General features: G+C 59.3%; 23 protein-coding genes and 1 riboswitch. Of the genes, 12 read left to right on the top strand and 11 right to left on the bottom strand.

Annotation, left to right across the window (positions count from 1 at the left end; genetic code table 11):
* The first annotated feature begins 33 nt into the window (after positions 1 to 33).
* A complete protein-coding gene (locus G5287_RS10805) occupies positions 34 to 909 on the top strand; it encodes a patatin-like phospholipase family protein (protein ID WP_100654262.1) in 876 nt (291 codons plus the stop codon).
* A gap of 72 nt (positions 910 to 981) precedes the next feature.
* Here the strand turns inward: G5287_RS10805 and G5287_RS10810 are convergent, their stop codons facing one another.
* Both G5287_RS10810 and G5287_RS10815 read right to left on the bottom strand, forming a co-directional pair.
* Positions 982 to 2,322, bottom strand: a complete 1,341-nt coding sequence (locus G5287_RS10810; protein WP_005338365.1) for an APC family permease — start codon at positions 2,320 to 2,322, stop codon at positions 982 to 984.
* A 198-nt stretch (positions 2,323 to 2,520) separates the two neighbouring features.
* Positions 2,521 to 2,787: a helix-turn-helix domain-containing protein gene (locus tag G5287_RS10815; RefSeq protein ID WP_005338367.1), complete on the bottom strand. Its 267-nt coding sequence runs from the start codon at positions 2,785 to 2,787 to the stop codon at positions 2,521 to 2,523.
* 258 nt (positions 2,788 to 3,045) lie between these two features.
* On the opposite strand from G5287_RS10815, the gene G5287_RS10820 reads away from it, so the two are divergent.
* From G5287_RS10820 to G5287_RS10835, 4 genes are all read left to right on the top strand, one after another.
* Positions 3,046 to 3,642: a hypothetical protein gene (locus G5287_RS10820; protein WP_421206210.1), complete on the top strand. Its 597-nt coding sequence runs from the start codon at positions 3,046 to 3,048 to the stop codon at positions 3,640 to 3,642.
* Positions 3,643 to 3,950: 308 nt separating this feature from the next.
* Positions 3,951 to 4,970 (top strand): porin OmpA, encoded by a 1,020-nt coding sequence (gene ompA / locus G5287_RS10825; RefSeq protein ID WP_421206209.1) that lies wholly within the window; start codon positions 3,951 to 3,953, stop codon positions 4,968 to 4,970.
* A gap of 311 nt (positions 4,971 to 5,281) precedes the next feature.
* Complete coding sequence (ompA, locus tag G5287_RS10830; protein WP_421223357.1) at positions 5,282 to 6,280, top strand: porin OmpA; 999 nt, start codon at positions 5,282 to 5,284, stop codon at positions 6,278 to 6,280.
* 229 nt (positions 6,281 to 6,509) lie between these two features.
* Positions 6,510 to 7,547 (top strand): OmpA family protein, encoded by a 1,038-nt coding sequence (locus G5287_RS10835; RefSeq protein ID WP_421231269.1) that lies wholly within the window; start codon positions 6,510 to 6,512, stop codon positions 7,545 to 7,547.
* Between the two features lie 93 nt (positions 7,548 to 7,640).
* Here the strand turns inward: G5287_RS10835 and G5287_RS10840 are convergent, their stop codons facing one another.
* The gene (locus tag G5287_RS10840; RefSeq protein WP_421231270.1) at positions 7,641 to 9,335 is read right to left on the bottom strand and encodes an NAD-dependent malic enzyme; all 1,695 of its coding nucleotides are present in this window, start codon (positions 9,333 to 9,335) and stop codon (positions 7,641 to 7,643) included.
* 69 nt (positions 9,336 to 9,404) lie between these two features.
* Positions 9,405 to 10,262, bottom strand: a complete 858-nt coding sequence (locus G5287_RS10845; protein ID WP_421231271.1) for a helix-turn-helix transcriptional regulator — start codon at positions 10,260 to 10,262, stop codon at positions 9,405 to 9,407.
* A gap of 119 nt (positions 10,263 to 10,381) precedes the next feature.
* Here G5287_RS10845 and G5287_RS10850 point away from each other — a divergent pair, with 119 nt between their 5' ends.
* Positions 10,382 to 11,761 (top strand): MATE family efflux transporter, encoded by a 1,380-nt coding sequence (locus G5287_RS10850; RefSeq protein WP_047435970.1) that lies wholly within the window; start codon positions 10,382 to 10,384, stop codon positions 11,759 to 11,761.
* A 123-nt stretch (positions 11,762 to 11,884) separates the two neighbouring features.
* Positions 11,885 to 12,133: a YciN family protein gene (locus G5287_RS10855; RefSeq protein ID WP_005338382.1), complete on the top strand. Its 249-nt coding sequence runs from the start codon at positions 11,885 to 11,887 to the stop codon at positions 12,131 to 12,133.
* Positions 12,134 to 12,166: 33 nt separating this feature from the next.
* On the opposite strand, the gene G5287_RS10860 is transcribed toward G5287_RS10855, so the two are convergent.
* Positions 12,167 to 13,288, bottom strand: coding sequence for a GGDEF domain-containing protein (locus G5287_RS10860; protein WP_421231272.1), 1,122 nt, complete (start codon positions 13,286 to 13,288; stop codon positions 12,167 to 12,169).
* Between the two features lie 247 nt (positions 13,289 to 13,535).
* Between G5287_RS10860 and G5287_RS10865 the strand changes: the two genes are divergently transcribed.
* Positions 13,536 to 14,933, top strand: a complete 1,398-nt coding sequence (locus G5287_RS10865) for a nucleobase:cation symporter-2 family protein (RefSeq protein WP_040066712.1) — start codon at positions 13,536 to 13,538, stop codon at positions 14,931 to 14,933.
* 99 nt (positions 14,934 to 15,032) lie between these two features.
* Positions 15,033 to 15,749, top strand: a complete 717-nt coding sequence (locus tag G5287_RS10870; RefSeq protein ID WP_421231273.1) for a lipoyl protein ligase domain-containing protein — start codon at positions 15,033 to 15,035, stop codon at positions 15,747 to 15,749.
* A 115-nt stretch (positions 15,750 to 15,864) separates the two neighbouring features.
* Here G5287_RS10870 and G5287_RS10875 read toward each other — a convergent pair whose 3' ends face one another.
* Entirely contained in the window at positions 15,865 to 17,241 is a 1,377-nt protein-coding gene (locus G5287_RS10875) for an alanine/glycine:cation symporter family protein (RefSeq protein ID WP_421231274.1), read from the bottom strand.
* A 107-nt stretch (positions 17,242 to 17,348) separates the two neighbouring features.
* Positions 17,349 to 17,464, bottom strand: a riboswitch (glycine riboswitch).
* A gap of 507 nt (positions 17,465 to 17,971) precedes the next feature.
* Here G5287_RS10875 and G5287_RS10880 point away from each other — a divergent pair.
* Entirely contained in the window at positions 17,972 to 19,138 is a 1,167-nt protein-coding gene (locus tag G5287_RS10880; protein ID WP_005343923.1) for a type III PLP-dependent enzyme, read from the top strand.
* A gap of 68 nt (positions 19,139 to 19,206) precedes the next feature.
* Here G5287_RS10880 and G5287_RS10885 read toward each other — a convergent pair whose 3' ends face one another.
* Positions 19,207 to 20,175, bottom strand: a complete 969-nt coding sequence (locus G5287_RS10885; RefSeq protein ID WP_216951830.1) for a calcium/sodium antiporter — start codon at positions 20,173 to 20,175, stop codon at positions 19,207 to 19,209.
* Positions 20,176 to 20,300: 125 nt separating this feature from the next.
* Positions 20,301 to 20,774 carry a peroxiredoxin gene (locus tag G5287_RS10890; RefSeq protein ID WP_100646526.1) on the bottom strand — a complete coding sequence of 158 codons (474 nt, stop codon included), beginning with the start codon at positions 20,772 to 20,774 and terminating at the stop codon, positions 20,301 to 20,303.
* 126 nt (positions 20,775 to 20,900) lie between these two features.
* Between G5287_RS10890 and G5287_RS10895 the strand changes: the two genes are divergently transcribed.
* Entirely contained in the window at positions 20,901 to 21,827 is a 927-nt protein-coding gene (locus tag G5287_RS10895; protein WP_216979277.1) for a phenylacetate--CoA ligase family protein, read from the top strand.
* An 83-nt stretch (positions 21,828 to 21,910) separates the two neighbouring features.
* On the opposite strand, the gene yfcD is transcribed toward G5287_RS10895, so the two are convergent.
* On the bottom strand, positions 21,911 to 22,393 hold the full coding sequence (gene yfcD / locus G5287_RS10900) for an NUDIX hydrolase YfcD (RefSeq protein ID WP_167557839.1): 483 nt from the start codon (positions 22,391 to 22,393) through the stop codon (positions 21,911 to 21,913).
* 203 nt (positions 22,394 to 22,596) lie between these two features.
* Here yfcD and G5287_RS10905 point away from each other — a divergent pair, with 203 nt between their 5' ends.
* On the top strand, positions 22,597 to 22,815 hold the full coding sequence (locus G5287_RS10905; protein WP_005338403.1) for a DUF1107 family protein: 219 nt from the start codon (positions 22,597 to 22,599) through the stop codon (positions 22,813 to 22,815).
* Between the two features lie 52 nt (positions 22,816 to 22,867).
* Here G5287_RS10905 and G5287_RS10910 read toward each other — a convergent pair whose 3' ends face one another.
* Together G5287_RS10910 and G5287_RS10915 are read right to left on the bottom strand one after the other, a co-directional pair.
* Positions 22,868 to 23,182: a DUF2845 domain-containing protein gene (locus tag G5287_RS10910; RefSeq protein WP_005338404.1), complete on the bottom strand. Its 315-nt coding sequence runs from the start codon at positions 23,180 to 23,182 to the stop codon at positions 22,868 to 22,870.
* A 188-nt stretch (positions 23,183 to 23,370) separates the two neighbouring features.
* Positions 23,371 to 23,982 (bottom strand): FKBP-type peptidyl-prolyl cis-trans isomerase, encoded by a 612-nt coding sequence (locus tag G5287_RS10915; protein ID WP_005338405.1) that lies wholly within the window; start codon positions 23,980 to 23,982, stop codon positions 23,371 to 23,373.
* Positions 23,983 to 24,006 lie beyond the last annotated feature (24 nt).

Genomic DNA, 24,006 nt, shown 5'->3' on the forward strand with positions numbered 1-24,006 from the left:
CTGAGCCCTCAACCCCTTTTTTGGAGGACTGTCGTGCCACGTAAACCCCGCGTTGGGCTCGCTCTCGGGAGCGGCGCCGCCAGAGGATGGGCCCATATCGGCGTCATCCGCGCCCTTGAACGTCTCGGCATCAAACCGGATTTGATCGCTGGCTGCTCCATCGGCAGCTTTGTCGGTGCCGCCTATGCCGCCGGAGAACTGGATCGGCTGGAAACCTGGGTGCGCGGCTTTACCCGCCTGCAGGTGGTCAGCCTGCTCGACCCGGCCCTCTCCGGCGGTCTGTTTCGCGGCGAAAAGGTGTTTGGTCTTGCCGCCAGCCATCTGGGGGATCCCGATCTCGAGAGCCTGCCCATCCCCTTCGCCTGCATCGCCACCGAGCTCGATACCGGCCGCGAGATCTGGCTGCAACAGGGCCCGCTGCGCCAGTCGGTGCGCGCCTCCTGTGGTATGCCGGGGATCCTAACCCCGACCCGGATCAACGACCGCTGGCTGGTCGATGGCGCCGTGGTCAATCCGGTGCCCATCTCGCTGGCCCGCGCCATGGGGGCCGAGGTGGTGATTGCGGTCAACCTCAACACCGATATGCACCAACCCTGGACCGACGAGCCGGATCAACCCGGCAGCGGCGGTCTGCTCAGCCAGTGGCTCAATCGCGGTGAATCCGCGCCAGCCACCCCCGGTCTGTGGAGCGTGATGAGTGGCTCCATCAACATCATGCAGGAGCGGATCACCCGCGCCCGGATGGCCGGTGACCCGCCGGAGATCCAGCTCTGCCCGCGCCTTGGCAGCTTCTCCATCATGGATTTTCATCGCGCCAGCGATGCTATCAACGAGGGGGAAGCCTGTGTCGAGCGCAATCTCGATCAGCTCAAGGATGAACTGGGCCGCCTCGGGTTGCTGGGCAGTTAGTTGTCGACATGCAGCGGTTTACACATGGAAAAAGCGCCATTCGGCGCTTTTTTTTTCAACTCACTTACCCGGTTACTCCTTACGGTAGAAGAGCAACCCGAGCAGAATAACCCCCACAGAGACCAGCAGATAGAGTCCCAGACTGGGATTGGTGATACCGCCATACAGAATGATGAGCGCGCCCAGGGTGGCGCAGGTCGGGATCACAAACCGCTTTATCCAGCCCAACTCGGTAAAGGTGCGCATGTACCAGACATAGAGGAACAGATAGAGGCCATAAATCAGCACGATCGGCATCTCGTCCAGGGCGATGTAACGACCGAATGTCTCGTTGATGCTGCAGTACCACAGCACTGAGTAGATCACCGACAACAGCGCTGCCGCGAGGGCCGAGTTGATTGGCATGTGGTGATGCGGTTCGATACGGCTCATCCACTTGGGGGCTGGCCCCTGATTGCGGATCGCCAGCGAGTAGGGAATACGCATGGTCGCCAATACCAAACCATTGAGGGTGCCGAGGCAGGAGATAATCACGAACACGGTCAAAATGGTCGAGGCAGTCCCGCCAAACAGGCTGGTTGTCGCGAGATTAACCGCGTTATCCCCTTGCGCCACTATCTCGTCCGTCGGCAAGACGCTGGCGATCCCCAGAAAATAGGTGACATAGACCACAAAGACTATCAGGGTGCCAATCACCAGTGCTCTGGGCAGATTCTTCTTGGAATCGCGAATTTCGCTGTTGATGGTCACGGCGGCGATCCACCCCTCATAAGCGAAGGCGGTGGCAACCACGGCCGTGGCCAGCGTGCCTCCGGTGCTTCCTATCCCATCCATTGCCTGCACAAAGTTGGTCACGGTGACACCATTGAGCAAGCCTGAAATGGTGCCCACAATGGCAACCAGGATCAGCGGGATCAACTTGATCAGGGTAGAGCCCACTTGCAGCTTGCCCGCCAGGACCGGGGTGTAGAAGTTGATCAGATAGGTGACCGTCATATAGACAGCCGCTAGTATCCAGGTCGCACCAGAGTTGGTCGGATTATCACTACCAAGCAAGATCATGGTGTACAGAGCGGCGACCCAGGCAAGGATGGCGGAAAGAGGGGCGTAATAGAGTACGCCTTTGAACCACCCCACCAGATAACCAAACATTTTGCCGTATGCCGCTTCGGCATAATCGACGATACCGTTGGACTTTTCGATCCGCTGGGCAAACTCGGCAAACACCAGCGCGCCGAAGATCATCGAAAATGCCCCCAGCGCCCATGCCAGCAGCGCAATGGCCAGATTACCGCCAGTCAGACGCAGTACATCATCGGCCTTGAAGAAGACACCGGAGCCGATCACCACGCCGACCACCATCGCAATGGCAGTCATCAGGCCATAGCGTTTATCCAACTCATTACTGCTCATACCCATACTCCATACGATTGCTCATATCATCCTGAATGTAATAGTGTTCAGGTGGCCAGATACCACCAGGGGCCCACTTTTCGGGGCCGCTTATTCTCGTTGGCCTGCATGGATAATTCAAAGCGTGTTAGATCAAAATATCGATCGGCGACCCAAAAAAATACCGCCCGAAGGCGGCATTTCTATTCACATCGATGATCACGCCTTGGCGAGGTCATCCGGGCCAATCTGGCCGATTTCGGCGACTTTCTTGTCTGCCAGCAGCCAGAGGGTGAACTTGTGCAGATCCGGGTGGTGCGCCAGGGCAACCAGGAAGGCGCCCCCAACTTCACGGTAACCCAGCTCGTAGTTTTTCAGTGTGGTGGGAGGAACACCGAGCAAATCAGCAAACTTCGGACGGCTCAAACCGACCGCTTCACGGATCTGACGGATCTTCTTGCCAACAGTGACGATATTTGAATTCATAATGTTCCATACTCCGTTTGACGGATTAAATCCGTCTTTATTTTTCGCGACGACTCGTAGTCAAGTGTATCAGTTTTGTACGGACTCGTTATGGTCGAGCCTCTATCTTTATGAGCGCCTTTCGGCGACAACCCTTATCTTCAACGGGGGATGGTAATCGCTCAGCTGTCTCAGGTAAACAGTCTCGAAAAGAAACCTTTATTGTTGCCACCAGAATAACTCGTATAATCCGCCAGCTACCCATTAAGAGGAATAAGTATGGCGTTTCCCGGCATTATCTCTCGCCTGCACCCGGTTTCTGACCCGGCCCAATTGCAACAACAGCTCAGTCAAGGTGCACAATATCGTGCCGAAGCATTCTGGCTTCCGGCCTTGATGTCCAGCCAGGCCAGCGAGCTGTTGGCCGCCCTGCCGGAGAGCTGCAGCCTGTTTCTTGAACAGGAATCGCATAACCTACCCTTGCGCAGCCACGATGGTGCCCTGCATAACAATGAAGAGCTCACCACGGTAAATGGCCAGTCTATTGCGCTGGCAAGCGCCCCGGGTGATGGTGGTCTGGTAGCTGAATCGGGCATGTGCGAGATGGCCGACTGGCTGGAGGCGGGACACCGCCATTTCATCTGTTCAGCCGCGGTTCAGCCTGTGGCACGAGCCATCCTCAACATCTGGCCCCTGGATCCCTATCTGGCCCGCCACTACCTGATGGCGTTTACTCCCCTGCTGAAAAGTGCAACGGAAGCAGACTACCTCGAGGTGTTCACTGCCAGAGCAAATCCTGCCAACCCGCACTCCGACTGGGTTCAGGCCTATATGAAACTGGAAAAGAAACTGCACAGGGCCTATCTGGATCACTAATTAATCTGGATAAACAGCCATTTAAGGTCACGACACAATTTGCCACAAGGCTCATTTGTGAGCTTGATCATGTTTTAAAATCGGCATAGAGTGCGCCTCGTCATCGGAATGACATCAGTTGCCTGGCAGTGGTTTCTCACGCATTGCGTGCCATGCCAGCGCACTCGACACACCAGGAGAGTGTGCAACCCGGTTGTACCGGGTCATCTGCCAGACTCGACGCCAGCCGTACGGCGGAGCCTGCAGCTTACATAAATTACAAAGTGTGAAGCACGTGAATAACGTGCGATCTCAACGAGGATTTTTTTATGATGAAAATGGCTCCTTCCATGATCGCCATCGCCATGGCTGCTCTGGGTGCTACCGCTGCTCACGCCGCTGACGACATCTACTTCGGTGCCGGTGTCGGTGCTACTCACTTCAACGGCCTGAACAAGCTGGAAAGCACCAATGTAGGCCAGGAAGACGCGGCTGCCGCCAACGCCTTCATGGGTTACAACTTCACCGAAAACTTCGGTACCGAACTGGGCTACCAGTACACCGGTCGTGGCAACACCGACGGCAACCGTTACGAGAGCCAGGGTGCCACCCTGTCCGGTATCGCCCGTATGCCGGTTGGCAACGACTTCTCCCTGTTCGCTGAAGGCGGCGCCTACTGGGGTCACACCGACGGCCTGGGCACCAGCGACACTAAAGTTTCCCCGCTGGCTGGCGCCGGTGTGACCTACAAGGTAAATGACGCGCTGGATCTGCAAGCTCGTTACCGCTACATGTGGGACGTGGCTGACCTGCACGCCAACGGTGAGCGTTACAAGGCCAACCAGAGCATCGCTACTCTGGAAGCGGTATACCACCCGTTCCGCACTTCCTACGTAGCTCCGGTAGCTGCCCCGGTTGTTGAAGAAGCACCGGCTCCTGCTCCGCAAGTTGTAGAGAAGAACTTCGCACTGAACTCAGACGTGCTGTTTGCCTTTGGCAAAGAGACTCTGAAGCCGGAAGGCGTTGCAGCCCTGAATGCGCTGTACCAGCAGATCGTTGAGTTCCAGCCGAAAGATGGCAACGCTGTTGTTGTTGGTTACACCGACCGTATCGGTTCCGACGCGTACAACCAGAAGCTGTCTGAAGCCCGTGCCCGTACCGTTGCCAACTTCCTGGTGAGCAAAGGTATGGCTGCCAGCAAGGTTGCCATCGAAGGTCGTGGCGAAGCCAACCCGGTTACCGGCACCAAGTGCAACGGTATCACCGCTAAAGCTCAGCTGATCTCCTGCCTGGCTCCGGATCGCCGCGTAGAAGTTCGCGTATCTGGCGTACAAGAAGTTCAGCAATAATCTGACCTCGTTCAGATAATGCAAAAGAAAGGGATGCTGCGGCATCCCTTTTTGTTTGCCTCATTCTCGCTTGCATCATCCCTCACTCCCGCCTCCCTACCCTTGCCTGCCCCGCCCCGAAAGCATAAAGTAGTTGCGCCTGTAAGGTATTGGATAAGCACTAAAAAGCGCTTCTTGTCCGGTCTGTTGTCCATGACGCCACTGCCTCATGAGTGTCCATAAGCCTTCGCTATCCACTTTGCTGGCGATTTTTCGCAGCAATAAAAACAAGTGCATTGCCCGACATGGGCTAACACAACGAGGATAAACCGATGAAACTCAAAATGGCTCCTACCCTGATTGCACTGGCGCTCGCCGCCGCAGGAACCACGGCTCAGGCCGCCGATAACTGGTATACCGGTGTCGGTGCCGGTTGGGCTTATGCTCACAACCTGGATGACTTCGGGACAGACACTGACAAGGATGCCACCGCGCTCAATCTGTTCGGCGGCTACAACTTCAACGACTACTACTCGGCAGAACTGGGATACCTCTACGCAGGTAAAGCGGGCGTTGACGGTGCCGATTTCAAAACCCAGGGTGCAACCCTCTCCGGTATCGCCCGCCTGCCACTGGGTGACATCTTCTCGGTGTTTGCCGAAGGTGGTGCCTACTTCAACCACGTCAACGGCAATGGCAACAGCGACAACGGCACTGCGCCGCTGGCCGGTCTGGGGGTGACAGCCAAGCTCTCCGACCTTATCGATGTGCAAGCCCGCTACCGCTACATGTGGAGTCTGGGTGACGAGCAGAAGACCTGGGAGAGCGACATGAGCGTCGCAACCCTGGAGCTGGTGATGCACCCGAACCGCACCACTTACGTGGCCCCCGCTCCGGCACCAGCACCCGAGCCAACCCCAGAACCTGTGGTGGTTGACAAGAACTTCGCCCTGAGCTCTGACGTGCTGTTTGCCTTTGGCAAATCCACCCTCAAGCCAGAAGGTGTCGCAGCGCTCAACACCCTGTATCAGCAGATCGTCGACGTACAGCCAAAAGATGGCAGTGCCGTGGTCGTCGGTTACACCGACCGTATCGGCACTGACGCCTACAACCAGAAACTCTCCGAAGCACGCGCCCGTACCGTAGCCGACTTCCTGGTTGGCAAGGGCCTGCCGGCTGGCAAAGTTGCCATCGAAGGCCGCGGTGAAGCCAATCCGGTCACAGGCACCCAGTGCAACAGCGTCAAGGGCAAGGCTCAGCTGATCTCCTGCCTGGCGCCGGATCGCCGCGTTGAAGTGCGCGTCACCGGTGTGCAACAAGTCACACAATAATCCTGATCACCTGGATAAGCAGGAGGCCATATGGCCTCCTTTTTATTGTCTTCCATGCCGCCCACCTCAGGCTATCTTTCCTCTTCCCGCATGGTTTCAGTGACATAGGTTCACTTATGGCCGCAATCCACACCTCTTGAGTGGTTAAATACAACCTGTCACCTATACATAAGTGTGGGGTTTGACCAACAAGCAGCCCCACTAAACCACACATCGACGAGGATACGCGATGAACATAAGATTAAAACCTGTGTGGATTGCACTGGCATTGGCGAGCACAGGCGCACAAGCGGTACCGGTCCATGACTGGTATGCCGGGATAGGCGGTGGCTGGGCGATAGCCCACGATCTGAATGATTTCAGCCAGGATGTCAGCAAGGATGCGACTGCGCTCTCCCTGTTTGGCGGCTACAACTTCACGGAGAACCTGGGCGCCGAAATTGGTTACCTCTCCACCGGTGACTGGGATATCAGCGGCCATGACTTCAACAGCAAGGGAGCTACCCTGTCTGTGATTGGTCGTTTGCCGCTCAGCGAGATGTTCTCGGTGTTTGCCGAGGGTGGTGGCTATATCTATCACGTTGAATCGATCAATGGCGGGGACGACAACCTGGCACCGCTGGCAGGCCTGGGAGTGACGGCCCGGCTCCATGACTGGGTCGATCTCCAGGCCAGGTATCGTTATCTGGTCAGGGTCGGCGATGATCCTGACAATGACAAGGCAAACAGCGGCACCCAGCGCTGGGTCAGCGACATCAGCACAGCAACCCTGGAAGTAGTGATCCATCCCAATCGCAGCCAGCCGACAGAGCCGGCTCCCACGCCCGCACCGGTCGTGGTCCCCCCGCCACCGGCCGAACCGGAGATGGTAGATCAGACCTTCAACCTCAGTTCCGATGTGTTGTTCGCCTTTGGCAAAGCGGACCTCAAACCGGAGGGGATGAGCGCGCTGGACGCTCTCTACCAGCAGATCGTCGATGTACAACCCAAGGATGGCAGTGCCGTCGTGATGGGATATACCGACCGTATCGGCTCGGATGCCAGCAATCAGAGGTTGTCAGAAGCTCGGGCCCAAACCGTTGCCGACTTTCTGATCAACAAAGGGCTGCCTGCCGACAAGGTAAGCATTCAGGGCAATGGCGAGAGCAATCCGGTCACCGGCAACCAGTGTGACGACATCAAAGCCAGAACCGCCCTCATAGACTGCCTTGGGCCGGATCGCCGGGTCGAGGTGCGCGTCACCGGCGTACAGGGCGCCAGCGAGTAGTTGATCTTGAGGCGATAACCATGTCAGACGTGCAGTAAAAAGGGATGCTTTCGCATCCCTTTTTGCTTTGCCGTGGCATTCCCTTCTCCCCAATCAGAAGGAGGTGCGGCGGTAGCGGCGATACTCCGGATGCCAGAAGTTGGCTTCGATGGCCTGATCGATCACCTCGTCCGGGGTCTGCACCGCCTTGCCCTGCAGCATGGCGGTCTTGGCCACCATCTTGGCGATGTAGCGGGAGACCTGATGGATATCCGCCAGGTCCGGCAGCAGGGAGCCCTCCTCCCCTTTCACCAGCGGCGAGCACTCCGCCAGCGCGCGGCTGGCCGACATCAACATGGCGTCAGTCACCCGGGTGGCGCCGGAGGCGATGACGCCAAGGCCGATCCCCGGGAAGATGAAGGAGTTGTTACACTGGGCGATGACGTAGCGCTTGCCCTTGTACTCCACCGGTGCAAACGGACTGCCGGTGGCCACCAGCGCCTGACCGTCGGTCCAGCGGATGAGGTCTGCCGGCGTCGCCTCGACCCGGGAGGTGGGGTTGGAGAGCGGGAAGATGATGGGACGGGCACAGTGCTTGTGCATGGTCTTGACCACCTCTTCGGTAAACAGCCCAGGCTGGCCGGATACCCCGATCAGGATGTCCGGGCGACCGTGCTCCATCACCTCCAGCAGGGAGATATTGTCCCCCACTGGCCAGTCTTTGATCCGCTCCACCGGTTGGGAGAGACGGCGCTGGAAGTCGAGCTGGTTGGGGATCTTGTCAGTGATAAGACCAAAGCGGTCCACCATAAAGACCCGGCTGCGGGCCTGCGCATCGGTCAGCCCTTCGGCCTTCATCTGCGCCACGATCTGCTCGGCGATACCGCAACCGGCGCTGCCCGCCCCGAGGAAGGCAACACGCTTCTCGGAAAGCTTGGCGCCGGAGGCCTTGCAGGCGGCGATCAGGCTGCCCAGCGTCACCGCCGCAGTGCCCTGAATGTCGTCGTTGAAGCAGCAGAGCTCGTTCTTGTAGCGGTTGAGCAGCGGCATGGCATTGTTCTGGGCGAAGTCCTCGAACTGCAGCAGGATATCGGGCCAGCGGCGCTTGACCGCCTGAATGAAGGCATCGACGAACTCGGCATACTCTTCACCGGAGATGCGCGGATTGCGCCACCCCATGTAGAAGGGGTCGTTCAGCAACTGCTGGTTGTTGGTGCCCACATCCAGCACCACCGGCAGGCAGTAGGCGGGCGAGATGCCGCCACAGGCGGTGTAAAGCGACAACTTGCCGATGGGAATGCCCATGCCGCCGATCCCCTGGTCACCCAGACCCAGGATCCGCTCGCCGTCGGTGACCACGATCACCTTGACGTTCTGCTTGGTGGCGTTTTGCAGCATGTCATCGATCCTCTCCTTGTCCGGATAGGAGATGAAGAGGCCACGGGCGCGGCGATAGATGTTGGAGAACTCCTCGCACGCCTTGCCGACGGTCGGGGTGTAGATGATGGGCAGCATCTCGGTCAGGTGGTTGTGCAGCAGCCGATAGAACAGTGTCTCGTTGGTGTCCTGGATGTTGCGCAGGTAAATGTGCTTGTCCATGTCGTTGCCAAACGCCATGAACTGGCGATAGGCACGCTCGGCCTGCTCCTCGATGGTCTCGATATTCTGGGGCAACAGACCTTCGAGGTTGAAGTTGCTGCGCTCTTCGCTGGTGAAGGCGCTCCCCTTGTTGAGCAGCGGGGTCTCCAGCAGAGCGGGGCCGGCGTAGGGAATGTAGAGCGGACGTTTCTGGTTATTATCTTCAAACATGGATCTTGATACCTAAACGGTTAGCTAGACGCAGGAACCCGCCGATCCTAGGGGCTTGTGTCATTAATTTCAAAGAGTTTGCATATCCGTTGCAAAAGGTTTGCGACCGAGTCGACGAAATGCCCCTGGGGTCTGACCAGTCAGGCGTCGAAACGAGTTGGCAAAGTTGGCGCCATCGCTATAACCGACCCGAGCGGCCAGCTCGCTGAGCGGCCAGTTGGTATAGAGCAGCAGCTGACGCGCCTTGTTCATTCTGAGCTCGGTCACCCTCGCCATCGGCCCCATGCCAAAGTGCTGCTGACAGAGCCGGTGCAGATGAGGCACCGAGCAGGCCATCTGGTCGGCGAGCTGGGCCACGCTCCAGGGCTCGTCGAGACGCGCCTCCACCCGGCGAAACAGCGCCTGCAAGCGCAGCTCCGGTGTGCCACGCACTTCCCCTTGCAGGGTGCGCTCCAGCAGGGCCAACAGCAGAGTGAGCAACTGGGGCTGGAGTGGGGAACGAACCCCTTCGAGCTGGATCAGGCTGAGCAGATGATGAAGCTGATCACCGCCATCCCCCTGCCAGATACGGTGGCCGAGCCGGTGCAGATGCTGCCAGCGCGGCACGTCATCGAGCAAAATCCAGCTCATCTGCCACTGCTCCCCCACCAGCTTGAGGCCACCGGGCACGGCGGCGGGCAAAAAGATGAGCGAACCGTTCGGGACTGGCTGCTCGCCCCGGTCGGTAAGCAGCGCCCCCCCCTCGCTGTGGCTCGCCATCAGAATGTGAAACTCGGGCCGATTACGGCGAATGAGGTAGTGCTCCCGAATGGTCGAGAGGCCGGTCAGAAAGATACCGGCCTCGCCGAGCAGGGGTAGCCCCTCTCGCCCCAGCATCCGTTCTTCACAGGCTGGCGCTATCTCCAGACACTCGCTGGCAAATGGCATAACACCTCAACAGGATAGTTTTACACAAGAAAATCGAGATCTACTCACAGTGGTAACTGCTCTACACCCCTTATCATAACCATGACAACCCTTGCTTTTCTCATACCCGGTTAACAACTATGAATTATTGGCAAGCGATTTTAAAACAAACCACCGATCGCGAGTTCATGACCCGATTGTGGCGACTGGCCCTGCCCGTCTCGCTGCAATCCATGATGTTCTCCCTGCTCGGCCTCATCGATATCATGATGGTGAGCCAGCTTGGCACCACGGCTGTGGCGGCGGTCGGCTTGGGTAACCGGGTCTTCTTTTTCAATCTGCTGGTGATAGCGGGCCTCGCGGGCGGGGTCTCGGTATTGGCAGCACAATACTTCGGGCGTGGGGAGATGGCCGGGGTACGCCGCTCCCTGGCGCTGGCCATAGTGGGCGCCCTGCTGGTCACCCTGCCCTTTGCCTTCATCTATGTGTTATCACCGGGCAGCGTGCTCGGCTTTGCCAGTCAGGATCCGGCGCTGCGGGCACTGGCGGATCAATTCTTGATGATCACCGGCGCCACCATCCTCTGTACCGCCATCGTGGTGCCGCTGGAATCAGCCCTGCGCTCGGTGGGCAATGCCGCCGCGCCGACCCGGATCGGCATTATCGCCATCATCGCCAACGTCATCCTCAACTACGCCCTCATCTTCGGTCACTTCGGCTTCGAGGCGATGGGGGTCGCCGGTTCGGCCTGGGGCACCACCATTTCCCGGCTGCTGCAGACAGCCCTGCTGCTGCTCTACGTAAAGCGTTATGAAGCGCGCCTGATCCCGCGCGCACCAGACTGGCTGGCCGCCTTCAAGCGCAAGGAGGTGGTGCGCTTTACCCTGATCGCCCTACCGCTGCTGTTCCACGACGGCCTATGGGCCTTCGGCATGCTGATTTACGGCTTTCTCTATGCCCATCTTGGCACCGATTCGCTGGCCATCATGACCACCCTCGGCACCCTGGAGAGCATCCTTATCTCCCTCTTCTTCGGACTGGCGGTGGCCTGCTCCACCCTGCTCGGCCACCGGCTCGGGGCCGAGGAGTACGAGATTGCCTGGCAGCACTCCCAGCTGTTCCTGCTGCTGGCACCGATTGGCGCGCTACTGGTGGGGATCATCGTCTGGCTGCTGCAAGCCAACCTGCTGCAGTGGGTCGGCAACCTGCCCCCCGAGCTGATGACGGAAGCGGGACAGGTGCTCGGCATCATGTGCCTCGGGATGCTGCTCAAGGTGTTCAACATGGTGGGGATCATCGGGGTGCTGCGCTCTGGCGGTGATGTGAACTACAGCATCTTCATCGATATTGTCGGCATGTGGTGCATCGGCATCCCGCTCGCCTGGGTGGCGGTCACTCTGCTCGGCTGGCCCCTCTCCTGGGTGGTGGCGGTGGTCTTGCTGGAGGAGCTCAGCAAAGTGTTGCTGGTGCAGCGCCGTATTCGCCAACGCTGCTGGTTGAAGAATCTGGTGATCGGATAAACAGCCACAAATCGGGGTCATATCAATGACAGAAAAACCCTGTTTGCAGTATGCTGGGCGCCTCTTCAATCAGAGGCAGGGATCCACGATTTCCCTGTCCAGTAGTCGTTTAAGGAGACGAGCATGCAACCACAGAAAGAGCTGATCACCGAGACGGCCCTGCTTGAGATGGCCAACAAGATCATCAAAGAGCATGAAGACTTCATCCACGGTATGCGCGCCGATTCGGTGGAGCAGAAGGGGGATATTCTGGTGTTCAAGGGGGAGTATTTCCTGGCCGAAGACGGCACCCCGACCGGCAAGACCATGGCAGTCTTCAACATGTTCAAGCTGCTGGCCCAGCAGCTCTCCGGCAAGTACAAGCTGGCCTGATCTCGTCAGCTCATTGCCTACAGGATGCCGCCCTCAGGCGGCATCTGTTTTTGCGCGGTTTTGCCCCTCGACCACCACGCAGTTGCGTCCCGCCATCTTGGCCTGATAGAGGCACTCGTCAGCACGGTTGATCAGAATATCGATGGTGTCATCGGAACGGGCCATGGCAATCCCGATACTCACCGTCACCTCCAGCAATTCGTCCGAGGTGGGGCTCTTCACCAGCCGCGCCTCAACGGCAATGCGCAGCCGCTCGGCCATTTTGCTCGCCAGCGCCGGATCTGCGCAGTTGTGCATCAGGATGGCAAACTCTTCGCCGCCATAACGCCCCAGCACCATGTCAGGCTCCAGCTGCTCCCCCAGGGTGGTCGCCACCTCCTTGAGCACCGCATCCCCCGCCAGATGGCCGTAGATATCGTTGATCCGCTTGAAGCGATCGAGATCCAGCAGCATCACTGCAAAGGGCTTCTTCTTGAGTTGCAGCCGGATTCTGGCCTGCTCCAGCTGCTTCATCAGCAGGCGGCGGTTCATCATGCCGGTCAGCTCATCGGTGGTCGATTCCCGATATAGCCGCAGCAGCATGTTGAGCTGGCCACACTGCACCCAGCAGCTGGCCATGGTAAACATGCCGAGCACCCACACCTGATTCAGGGTGGCCTGACTCCAGATGCTCTGGCCCACCAGCAGCCAGTGGCCCAGCAGCATGGTCACCAGTACCACACCAGCCAGTTGCAAGCCGAGGGAGAGGGGGATGGGGAAGATGGCAAACAGGGTGATCAGCAGATAGGGAAAGGCCGCATAACCCGCCTGCAACTCCTGTCCGGCGCCAAAGCTGTTCAGGCAGAAGAGGGAGAAGAGCATCATCACGGCCATCAGGTAGCCAAGGGCCAGCTTCATCCGTTCCCGCTTGAAGTGGATGAGGTACGAGAGCGGAATAAGTGGCGAGAGCGCCAGGGTGCAGAAGATCCTGGCCTGAAACAGCTGCTCGAAATGAACGGCGGGCAAAGTCAGCCAATCCACCACGGCCCAGGCGGGCAAACCAATCATCAGCAGGCAGGTGAGCAGGCGCAGACGCACCGTCATAAACCCCATACGAGTACGGGTAAAGTCTTCGGAGTGAGCCCTGGCACTCCAGAACTCTGACAACTTGAGCATCCATCGCCTCCACTTCAAGGTCGAGTGGCTCATTCTACACCTACAAAGTGGTAAAAATGTCATTAGCGGGGGGAATAAAACGGAGAGGTCGATCACACAAACCGACAGATGATAATCGCAGCGCGCAAACGTTTCAACCCATCAAAAAATAAACCTTTTTTTGCATAATTAGCGCTGGTCAGCCTCATTTCAATCACTACAATAGCGCCCAATTTTCTCCCCCCTCCCCACACAATTCGAGGTACTTATGGAACAGGCTGCTGTCACACGCGCCAATCGAGAGGCACATCCACCCAGGCGAGCCCATAGCGAACTGGTCTATGGCATAGAGGATGTCCCGCCTCTGCCCCAGACGCTGTTCGCCGCCCTGCAGCATATGCTCGCCATGTTTGTCGCCATCATTACCCCGCCCCTGATTATCGCCAATGCCCTCGGCCTCCCTGCCGCCGACACCCGTTATATCGTCTCCATGTCGCTGGTCATGTCCGGCATCGCCTCCTTCATTCAAACCCGCCGCTTCGGCCCCATCGGTTCCGGCCTGCTCTCGGTACAGGGCACCAGCTTCAACTTCCTCGGCCCCATCATCGCCTCCGGTCTCGCCCTCAAACAGGCCGCCATGCCCACCGAGGATCTGTTGGGCACATTGTTTGGCACCATGATGGTTGCCGCACTCACTATCGTGGTGATGAGCCGCTTCCTCCATCTGGTGAAACGGATCATCACCCCGCTGGTCACCGGCATAGTGGTGCTGCTGATCGGCCTGACCCTGATCAAGGTAGGCCTGATCAGCATGGGCGGCGGCTATGCAGCCCTCTCCGATGGCAGCTTCGCCAGTCACACCAACCTCTTCCTCTCCCTGCTGGTGCTCGGCCTTATCGTGTTGCTGCAACGCAGTCGCAACCCCTGGTTGCGCCTCTCCGCCATCATGATCGCCATGCTGGCGGGCTATGCCGTGGCCCTGCTGTTGGGCAAAGTGAGCGCCCCCACCTTCGACGGCCCGCTGGTGATGGTGCCCATTCCGCTCCACTACGGTCTCGGCTTTGACTGGCAGCTGTTCGTGCCGCTCGCCATCATCTTCGTGGTGACGGCGCTCGAGGCCATCGGCGACATGACCGCCACCTCGGATATCTCCGGCGAGCCACTGGAAGGGCCTGTCTATATGGAGCGGATTAAAGGCGGCGTGCTGGCCGATGGTGCCAACTCCATGCTGGCAGCGGTTTTCTCCACCTTCCCCATGTCCACCTTCGCCCAGAATAACGGCGTCATTCAGCTGACCGGGGTGGCCAGCCGTCACGTCGGTCTCTTTATCGCCGCCATGCTGGCCCTGCTCGGCCTGTTCCCGGCGGTCGCGAGTCTGGTGCAACAGATCCCCGAGCCCGTGCTGGGCGGAGCGACCATCGTCATGTTTGGCACCATCGCCGCCGCCGGGGTGCGCATCATTGCCCGCGAGGAGCTGGACAGACGCGCCCTGATGATCCTGGCGGTGTCGCTGGCCATGGGGCTGGGAGTCGCGCAGGTGCCGGAAGTGCTGCAACACCTGCCGGAGCTGGCCAAGAGCGTGCTCTCCTACGGCGTCGCCACCGGTGGCATTACCGCTATCGTGCTCAACCTGCTGCTGCCCAAGCGCGAAGCGCGTCACTCCTGAGACACAGCCTACCGATAGCAAACAGCCCCGCACTGCGGGGCTTTACCTTGCCAGTCGCCACGGGTAGTGTGCTGGGCAGCCTTTTTTGAGGATGCCGCCATGCCCTATCGCCTGCTCTCCCCCCTCCCCGATACCGCTTCACCCGCACAGATACTGGCGCAAGAGCAGTGCAGGTTGCGCGACTGTGCCCATGACGGTCAGCCCCGCGCTCACCTCTGGCAGGCGCCCCAATGCCTGATTGTCACTCGCAAAGATACCCGCCTCCCCCATTACGAAGCCGCCTGCCAGCAACTTGCAGCTGAAGGCTGGCCAGTGCATGTGCGCGACAGCGGCGGCACCGCCGTGCCCCACGGGGCGGGGATCCTCAACCTATCCCTGCTGCTGCCCCGCACCACCACAGATCTCGCCCACTACTACCGGCTGCTGGGGGCGCCGCTGCTGACCCTGTTGGCGGAGTACGGCCTTGAGGGAAGCTATGACTTCGTGCCCGGCTCCTTTTGCGATGGTCAGTACAATCTGGTGAGCGGGGGACGCAAGATCACCGGTACCGCCCAGCGCTGGCTGGCGCCGGGACAGGATCACCAGGGTGCCGTGCTGGCGCAAGCCATGCTGCTGGTGGCGGGTGATGTGGATGAGGGAACCAGGATGGCGAGCCGCTTCTACGAATTGGCGGGCGGCGAGCTGCGTTTTATGGCGGGAACCTCCACCACGCTGGCAAGCTGCATCGATTGGCGCGGTAGCGATCAGGCACTGGTAGAGAAAGTGCGAGCACGTCTGGATAGCCTGCTGAGCGAGGGGCTATCCCCCCCATCCTGACCTTATTCCGAAGGGAGAGGGAAAATCACCGTCCATAGACACTGCGCACAAAAAAAGCCACGACCGGAGTCGTGGCTTGTTCTTTTCAAGGGGAGCGTGAAACGGGCCGAGGCGTTCAGGCCGTCTGCGGCTCCGGCTCGGCTTCGCTATCCAGATCCCGGCTAAAGTAGGCGCGGGTCTCGGAGATCACCACATGGCGCAGGCCAATCAGGCCGATGAGGTTGGGCACCGCCATCAGGCCGTTAACGATATCGGCCAGCAGCCAAATCATGTCCAGATGGAGGAAAGCACCGCTCGCCACCAGCGCCAGATAGACCAGACGATAGGGCTTGATCGCCTTCACCCCGAACAGGTACTCGGTGCAGCGCTCGCCGTAGTAGTTCCAGCCAAGGATGGTGGTAAAGGCGAAGAACAGCAGCCCAATGCTCACCAGATACTGGCCGACATGAGCATCGAGCCCCTGGGCAAAGGCCAGACTGGTCATGGCCGCGCCGCTTGCATCGCCGCTCCACACGCCGGTCACCACCAGGGTCAGGCCGGTCATGGTGCAGATGATGATGGTGTCGATGAAGGTACCTGTCATGGAGACCAGCCCCTGCTCCACGCACGAATCGGTCTTGGCCGCCGCCGCCGCGATGGGCGCAGAGCCCAGTCCCGATTCGTTGGAAAAGACCCCGCGCGCCACCCCGGACTGAATGGCCAGCATTATGCTGGCACCGACGAAGCCGCCGGTCGCCGCATGGCCGGTGAAGGCACTCTCGATAACCAGCATGACGGCATCGGGCAAGGCGCTGGCGTTGTTCACCAGCACACCCAGACAGGCGACGATGTAGAAGATGGCCATGAAGGGCACCACCTTGCTCGACACGCTGGAGATGGATTTGATCCCTCCCAGGGTCACCAGCGCCACGATCAGGGTCAGCACCACGGCGGTCGCTTCACGGGGCACCGAGAAGGAGAGGCTCATGGCATCGGAGATGGCATTGACCTGCGGGAAGGTACCGATGCCGAAGAAGGCCACGCCGATACCGAACAGGGCAAACAGCTTGGCGAGCGGTTTGGAACCGAGCCCCTTCTCCAGATAGTACATGGGGCCGCCAGCCATCTGGCCGTTGGCATCCTGCTCGCGGTATTTGACCGCCAGCAGGCACTCGGCATACTTGGTAGCCATGCCGAACAGTGCCGCCATCCACATCCAGAACAGGGCACCGGGGCCGCCGAGCTTGATGGCGGTAGCCACCCCGACGATGTTACCGGTGCCAATGGTGGCAGAGAGGGCGGTACAGAGGGCGCCGAAGCTGGAGACATCCCCCTGCTTGCCCTGCCCCTGATCGCGGCCAAAGACCAGCCGCAGAGCGAGCGGCAAGCGCACGACCTGAAGCAGACCCAGACGCAGGGTGAGATAGATACCGGTCCCGACCAGCAGGATCAGCAGGGGCGGCCCCCAGATAAAACTATCGATGGCGGTTAACGCCGATTGAATTGATGACATGCATCCTCCTTAAGAAACATAAATTAAGGAGGAGAAGGATGATCTTCCCATAGGTGTCGCGATCGGCCAGAGGCGATCGGATGCGGGCCAAGCCCAGGTACAACCATCCCATCCCCTCTGTCCTTTTGCCTGAGAGTTTCCGGCGCCAGCCTGCCCTTGCGGGTAGTCATGGTGCCTTGCTCCTTCGGCGCCCGATTTAACGGGTCTCTCCAGAGTATCGTCCAGTAGCAGTCCACACCGGTTGCCCGGTACCTGAAAGATTCACTTCTTCGGTGGATGGTTGCCCATCGCTCTCCTGCTACCTTCATCCGAACTAGTTTGGATTAGGAAGTCGGCATGTTAATCCAAAAAATGTGAGCTGTCTCGCACTTGGCCGCCCCCATTTATATTTTTTTAGTGACCACCAGAATCGCAGCAAGAATGTTAAATGTTAGTTAACTATCAACAAGTTAGGCTTTCACGGATCAAATGTGGCCCAAACGGGAAAAATGGCGGATAGAGAACAGTGATCCCTCTCGTTTCGCCAAGAAAATCTTGCCGACATATCCAATCAAAATGCTTGCACACAGAATCAATAAGCCGATAATCCGCTGCATAACCAAGCACTTTGTTATCAATTTATGCACTGTGTTCGGTTGGTCCCACCGGACCGCTCGCCTGACCCGGCCGTCGCCGGTTCAATCGCATATGGCTTGGGCATATCACGCCCCCTAAGGATGACCAAAAGAGAATGAACGAGACCCTGGTTGCAAAAGATGTGGTCGCACAAGATTACCGTCAGCTGGTTGAACAATTCGGCTCCCCCCTGCTGCTGCTCGACAAGGCAGCCGTCCGCAAACAGTATCGGGCCCTGGCCGCCGCCCTGCCCGATGTACGATTGCACTATGCACTCAAACCCCTGCCCCATGAGGCGGTGGTCTCTGTCTTGAAGGAAGAGGGGGCCTGTTTCGATCTGGCCACCAATGGCGAAGTGGATCTGGTGCGCAGTCAGGGGGTTCGCCCGGGACGTTGCATTCATACCCATCCCATCAAGCGCGACAGCGATATCCGTTATGCGCTGGAGTTCGGCTGCACTGTGTTTGTCTACGACAACCCGCTGGAGCTGGAGAAGTTCATTCCCTACAAGGACGAAGTGAAACTGCTGCTGCGGGTCAGCTTCCCGAACCCCGAGACCAAGGTCGATCTCTCCAAGAAGTTCGGCTGCACTCCGGAGCAGGCGCTGCCGCTGCTGCAACTGGCCCACGCCAAGGGGATCAAGGTGATGGGGCTGTCGTTCCACGTCGGCTCGCAAGTGCCTCATGCCCGTCGCCATGTGCAGGCCATCGACGCCTGCCGCGAGATCATGGAGCAAGCCTGGGCGCTCGGGCTCAAGCCCTGGGTGCTGGATATCGGCGGCGGTTTCCCGGTCGATTATGAGGGGGGCGAGTTCGATATCGACGGCTTCTGCGCCCCGATCCGCGAAGCGCTGGCCAAGCTGCCCGCTACCGTGCAGAAGATTGCCGAACCGGGCCGCTTTATCAGCGCACCGGCCATGACTTCGGTTTCAAGCGTGATGGGCAAGGCCCACCGCGGCGACAAGATCTGGTACTACCTGGATGACGGTCTCTACGGCAGCTACAACGGCCAGCTCTATGACCACGTTACCTATCCGGTGAGCACGCCTTATGCCTGTGGCGAGCAGCACAACTCGGTGCTCTCCGGCCCCACCTGCGACAGCGTGGATGTGATCCGCGATGGCATCATGCTGCCGGATCTGGCTATCGGCGAACTGGTGATTGGCAAGGTGATGGGCGCCTACACCTGGGCCTCCGCCTCCACCTTCAACTTCTTCCCCAAGGCCAGCATCCTCATTCTGGACAGCAGTCAGAAGGGGCAGAAACTGGTGGCCGTCGCTTAAGACCGACACCTGAATGCAAAGAGGGGAAGCCAGGCTTCCCCTCGTTCGTTTTATCTTGCCAGATCTGGCTAGACGAACTGACTGGTCAGCAGCCAGCCGGTGTAGGCGACGAAGCAGGTGAGCAACACGCCCCCCTCCAGCCGGTTGATGCGGCCCTGCCCCTTGCGGCCCAGACACATCACCAGCAGCAGCAGGGTCAACCCCATCATGATGCTCCAGTCGCGGGAGAGCACTTCCGGCGCCACATCCAACGGATGAATACCCGCCGCGATCCCCACCACCGCCAGGGTGTTGAACAGGTTGGAGCCCAGCACGTTGCCAAGGGCCAGATCATGCTCGTTCTTGCGAATGGCGATGAGAGACGAAGCCAGCTCCGGCAGGGAGGTTCCTATCGCGACTATGGTGAGACCAATCACCAAATCGCTGATACCAAGCGCCTGAGCGATGGTCACCGCCCCCCAGACCAACAGGCGGGAAGCGCCGATCAGCAGCACCAGCCCGACCACCAACCAGAAAACGGCGCTCTTGAGGGACATCCCCTCGCTCTCGATATCCTCGGCGGTCTCGGTATCCAGCGCATCTCCCTTGCCATTCATGCCAGCCCAGATGGACCAGCCCATCAGGGCAACGAAGACGGCCCCCAGAATGACCGCATCCATCCGGCCCAGATGACCATCAATCAGCAGGGCACCTGAGAGCAGGGTAATACCGAGCAGGATGGGGATCTCCTTGCGCACTACCTGAGAGGCCACCGCGATAGGGCTGATCAGTGCCGTCAGACCCAGGATCAGCGCGATATTGGTGATGTTGGAGCCATAGGCATTACCAAGCGCCAACCCGGGATTGCCCTGTGACGCCGCCAGCGCCGAGACCACCATCTCAGGGGCCGATGTACCAAAACCGATGATCACCATGCCGATCAGCAGCGGTGGCATCCCCGCATAACGGGCGGTCGCCGCAGCACCATCCACAAACTTGTCAGCACTCCAGACCAGCAGCGCCAGTCCGGCAATCAGGGCAACAACAGCCAGGGTCATAACATCTCCATCCCATCGCCAGTAAGCAACAGAGTCAGGACAAGCTCCTGACCCGATTCAAAAGTGGCGCCAGTGTAACGAGCCAGCCTCCCATTTCAAGGGAAAATCAAACTGCGATTAACATTTCACAGCACAGCCAGCAGACTCGCGGCATCGGAGACCTCAAACTTGCCAGGCGCCTCCACAAACAGCTGCTCGACCACGCCATCGTTGGCGATCAACGCAAAGCGCTGGGCGCGGATACCTCCAAAGGCGCCGGTATCCTTGGCCAGACCCAGCGCCCGGGTCCAGCTGCCGTCGCCATCCGCCAGCATGGTGATCGCCTCGGCATTCTGGGCCGTCTGCCAGGCCCGCATCACGAAAGCATCGTTGACCGACAGACAGCAGATGGCATCCACCCCTTTGGCCATAAACTGATCGGCCAGCACCACATAACCGGGCAGGTGGGCATTGGAGCAGGTGGGAGTAAAAGCACCGGGTACCGCAAACAGCACTACTTTTTTACCGGCGAACAGCGTCTGGCTATCCCGCAGCTGCTTGCCCTCGGCGGTGATAAAGGTAAATTCGCCCGAAGGCAGAGTCTGACCCATCGCAATCATTGTGCTCGTCCTTAAGTGGAGGGAGGAGGCCCCAGTCTACCCCACTGCCGAGCTGTGACACAGACCTCCCTTTGCTTGGATCATTTGAACTAACCTTGAGCAGGATCAGCCGACCAAGGAGGCCTCATGCAGCACTATTACGATGGACTGGAAATTCGCCCCCCCGCCTTGCGCGAACAACAGCAGCTGGAGCAGCTCAATCATCAGCTTACCCATGTCAGTCAATATTGCGCCGGTTACTCCAGCGTCTATCGCCAGTGCCGCCTCGAGGATCTGGCAGAGCTGGCCACCCTGCCACTGCTCGACAGCAAAGAGCTGTTTGCCGCCCAGCAGGCTCACCCTCCGTTCGCCGGACTCACCGGCCGCCCCGCCAGTCAGGCGTTGCGGGTCTTCTCCTGTCCGGGCCAGCTGGCCATCCCCGAGTATGCGGGAGCAGACTGGTGGGGGGCCGCTCGAGCACTGTTTGCCGCCGGCTTCAAGCCAGGTGAGGTAATACTCAATGGCCACGACTATCATGCCGGCCCCACCGCCTTTATTTTCGATAACGGCGCCCGCCAGCTGGGCGCCCCCGTGGTGCCCTGCGGGCCCCACGATACCCAGCGCCAGCTGGAGGCGCTGCTGCGCTATCAACCCACCGGCTACGTCGGTCCGCTGGTGACCCTGCTCGATCTGCTGGAAGCGGCCGAAGCGGCCGACATCCCGACCGACTCGCTGCGCCGCGCACTGCTGTGTGAAGCCACTCACCCGGAAACCGCGCCGCTGCGCGCCATTCACGGCATTGCGGCCCTCAACTGTCTGGTGTGGCAGGATGTGGGGGTAGTGGCTTACGAGAGCCGACCAGGAGAGGGATTTATTGTGAGCGAGAGTTGCATCATCGAGATCATCGATCCCGCCAGCGGCGAGCCGGTGAGCGGCGACGAGACCGGCCAGCTGGTGCTGACCAGGCTTGACCTGGAGTATCCATTGCTGCGCCTCGTCACCGACTGGCAGGGGCACTGGCTCACGACGCCAAGCCCGTGCGGTCGCTCCAACCGGCGCCTAAAACTGGTGTAGCAGGCCAAGTAAATGCACAAAGGCAAACGGGCAGCCATCAGGCTGCCCGTCTTGTCTCTGAAGAAGAGGATATATGAAATTGTTCAGCGCCTCGCCTGCCAGGTGGCGATGGCGAGCAGGGAGTCGGGGGTAAATTCGCTGGCACGCTCGGCGATCTCGGCCAGGCTCATCCAGTGCACCGAGCTCACCTCTTCGGCCTGCAACTGCAGCGGCCCCTGATAACGGCAACTGAAGAGGCCACCCCAGACCCGGTAGCCCTCCCCTTCCGCATAAAAGCTGCCAAAGCCCTGCAGAGGAACATCTATAATCCCCAGCTCCTCGGCCAGCTCGCGGCGGGCGGAGCGCTCCATCTCCTCACCGGTGGTGACCACGCCACCAGCGCAGGCATCCAGCATGCCGGGGCAGAAATCCTTGCTGAGGGTGCGTCGCTGCACCAGGATCCGATCCGCGTCGTCGAGCACCAGAATATAGCTGGCGCGATGGCAGAGATTCTCCCGCCGCACCTTGGCTCGCTCGGCCACGCCAATCACCCGGTTATCCTCGTCCACCACATCAACCCATTCCACGCACAGGCCCTTTTATTTGTTCCATTCAAGCCCGCAGTATATCGGTGCGGTGGTTTGTCATGGCACAACTTTTTCGATGATGCCGTCAATTTGCCGAGCTCACTGGCAAAATAAGGATTCATGCAAATCTTTATAAACCGTCATATCAGTGTCATCGACCGACACCATAGTGTGCCCTGTCCAGGCAATCAGGGAACCGTGTGATGAAGGTATTCAAGCAGTTATCCCCACGGCAGATCGCTCGCTACATCAAGAGCTTTCATCGAGGCTATTTTGCCATCGAGTCGCTGGGGACATTTGAATTCAACGCGGGCAGGATCAGCCTCCATGGCCTGACCTGCCGCCAGCGGCTAAGACTGGCTCGCCAGATCAATCTGGCGGTCAGACAACTTGGTCACCGCGACCCCTTGCCGGACATGTGAGTCAAAGGGTCTTGCCCTACTGTCTGTTATGCATCCATGCTTTGCCCGCCGGCTACTGGCCGCGCGGGCCGTTTTCGATATCGGTAATGATGCCGTTGCGCACCGTCACAAAGCGCATGAACTCGTTCTTGCCGAAGTTGTAGGTCCAGCGTTCACCATATTTGACCTGCACCATGTTGCCAAACTGGTTCTCCTCGTTGCGGTTGAGCTCTTCACGCAACATAGGCTCACCGCACTTGAGCAGCATCTCGGCGGTGGTGTCTCCCTCGGTGATCAGGGCGTTCTTGCAGCGCATGGCATCAGCACTGGCCGGAATGCTCAGCAGCAACAGAGCAAGCCCCGCTACTTTCTTCATCTTCTTGCTCATCGGGTTCTCCTTATCCTCTCTAATGAGTCGCAGTATGCCTGTTCCCGTTTCTGAAAAAACCACTAAAAAGCGCAAAAGTGCCGCCCTTTTCTGCTCTCCAGCCCGCTGGTCGCGACAAATGCTGTCTATCACATAGCCCAAAAACAAACGGCGACCCGAGGGTCGCCGTTTGCATCAAGCCAGCAGGATCACAGGATGTCCAGCAGCTCGACTTCAAATACCAGTGCAGAGTAAGGCGGGATGGAGCCCGCGCCACGGGCACCGTAGGCCAGATCGTGGGGGATGTAGAGCTTCCACTTGGAACCAACCGGCATCAGCTGCAGCGCTTCAACCCAGCCAGCGATCACGCCGGTCACCGGGAATTCAGCCGGCTGGCCGCGAGCGACGGAGCTGTCGAATACACCACCGTGGGTGAAGGTACCGTGGTAGTGCACACGCACGGACTGACCTGCTACCGGAACGGCACCGTTGCCTTCTACCAGCACTTCGTACTGCAGACCGGAGTCGGTCACCTTCACTTCAGCGCGCTTGGCGTTGTCAGCCAGGAAGGCTTCGCCGTCAGCAGCGGCGGCCTTGGCGGCGGCTTCCTGCTCTTCTTGCATACGCGCAGTGATCACCTGGAAGGCATCATTGATATCGTCACGGCTGACCGCGAACTCCAGACCATTCAGGGCATCTGCCAGACCTTGTTGCAGGGCCGGGATATCCAGACCGGCGAAAGCTTGCTGCGCCAGCTGATCACCCATGTTGCGGCCGATGCCATAGCTGGCCTTCTGTTCGATAGAGTCGTATTGGGACATTGAGATGTTGCTCCAGATCCATGT

It is taken from the genome of Aeromonas sp. 603079, from assembly GCF_049172135.1.
Lineage (GTDB): Bacteria > Pseudomonadota > Gammaproteobacteria > Enterobacterales > Aeromonadaceae > Aeromonas > Aeromonas veronii.

Coding starts and splice junctions, on each gene's coding strand:
- G5287_RS10895 (WP_216979277.1), top strand. CDS start 20,901: ATGCAGCACTATTACGATGGACTGGAAATTCGCCCCCCCGCCTTGCGC.
- ompA (WP_421223357.1), top strand. CDS start 5,282: ATGAAACTCAAAATGGCTCCTACCCTGATTGCACTGGCGCTCGCCGCC.
- G5287_RS10815 (WP_005338367.1), bottom strand. CDS start 2,787: ATGAATTCAAATATCGTCACTGTTGGCAAGAAGATCCGTCAGATCCGT.
- G5287_RS10855 (WP_005338382.1), top strand. CDS start 11,885: ATGCAACCACAGAAAGAGCTGATCACCGAGACGGCCCTGCTTGAGATG.
- G5287_RS10915 (WP_005338405.1), bottom strand. CDS start 23,982: ATGTCCCAATACGACTCTATCGAACAGAAGGCCAGCTATGGCATCGGC.
- G5287_RS10865 (WP_040066712.1), top strand. CDS start 13,536: ATGGAACAGGCTGCTGTCACACGCGCCAATCGAGAGGCACATCCACCC.
- G5287_RS10845 (WP_421231271.1), bottom strand. CDS start 10,262: ATGCCATTTGCCAGCGAGTGTCTGGAGATAGCGCCAGCCTGTGAAGAA.
- G5287_RS10820 (WP_421206210.1), top strand. CDS start 3,046: ATGGCGTTTCCCGGCATTATCTCTCGCCTGCACCCGGTTTCTGACCCG.
- G5287_RS10860 (WP_421231272.1), bottom strand. CDS start 13,288: ATGCTCAAGTTGTCAGAGTTCTGGAGTGCCAGGGCTCACTCCGAAGAC.
- G5287_RS10810 (WP_005338365.1), bottom strand. CDS start 2,322: ATGAGCAGTAATGAGTTGGATAAACGCTATGGCCTGATGACTGCCATT.
- ompA (WP_421206209.1), top strand. CDS start 3,951: ATGATGAAAATGGCTCCTTCCATGATCGCCATCGCCATGGCTGCTCTG.
- G5287_RS10890 (WP_100646526.1), bottom strand. CDS start 20,774: ATGATTGCGATGGGTCAGACTCTGCCTTCGGGCGAATTTACCTTTATC.
- G5287_RS10840 (WP_421231270.1), bottom strand. CDS start 9,335: ATGTTTGAAGATAATAACCAGAAACGTCCGCTCTACATTCCCTACGCC.
- G5287_RS10885 (WP_216951830.1), bottom strand. CDS start 20,175: ATGACCCTGGCTGTTGTTGCCCTGATTGCCGGACTGGCGCTGCTGGTC.
- G5287_RS10875 (WP_421231274.1), bottom strand. CDS start 17,241: ATGTCATCAATTCAATCGGCGTTAACCGCCATCGATAGTTTTATCTGG.
- G5287_RS10850 (WP_047435970.1), top strand. CDS start 10,382: ATGAATTATTGGCAAGCGATTTTAAAACAAACCACCGATCGCGAGTTC.
- G5287_RS10870 (WP_421231273.1), top strand. CDS start 15,033: ATGCCCTATCGCCTGCTCTCCCCCCTCCCCGATACCGCTTCACCCGCA.
- G5287_RS10905 (WP_005338403.1), top strand. CDS start 22,597: ATGAAGGTATTCAAGCAGTTATCCCCACGGCAGATCGCTCGCTACATC.
- G5287_RS10910 (WP_005338404.1), bottom strand. CDS start 23,182: ATGAGCAAGAAGATGAAGAAAGTAGCGGGGCTTGCTCTGTTGCTGCTG.
- G5287_RS10835 (WP_421231269.1), top strand. CDS start 6,510: ATGAACATAAGATTAAAACCTGTGTGGATTGCACTGGCATTGGCGAGC.
- G5287_RS10880 (WP_005343923.1), top strand. CDS start 17,972: ATGAACGAGACCCTGGTTGCAAAAGATGTGGTCGCACAAGATTACCGT.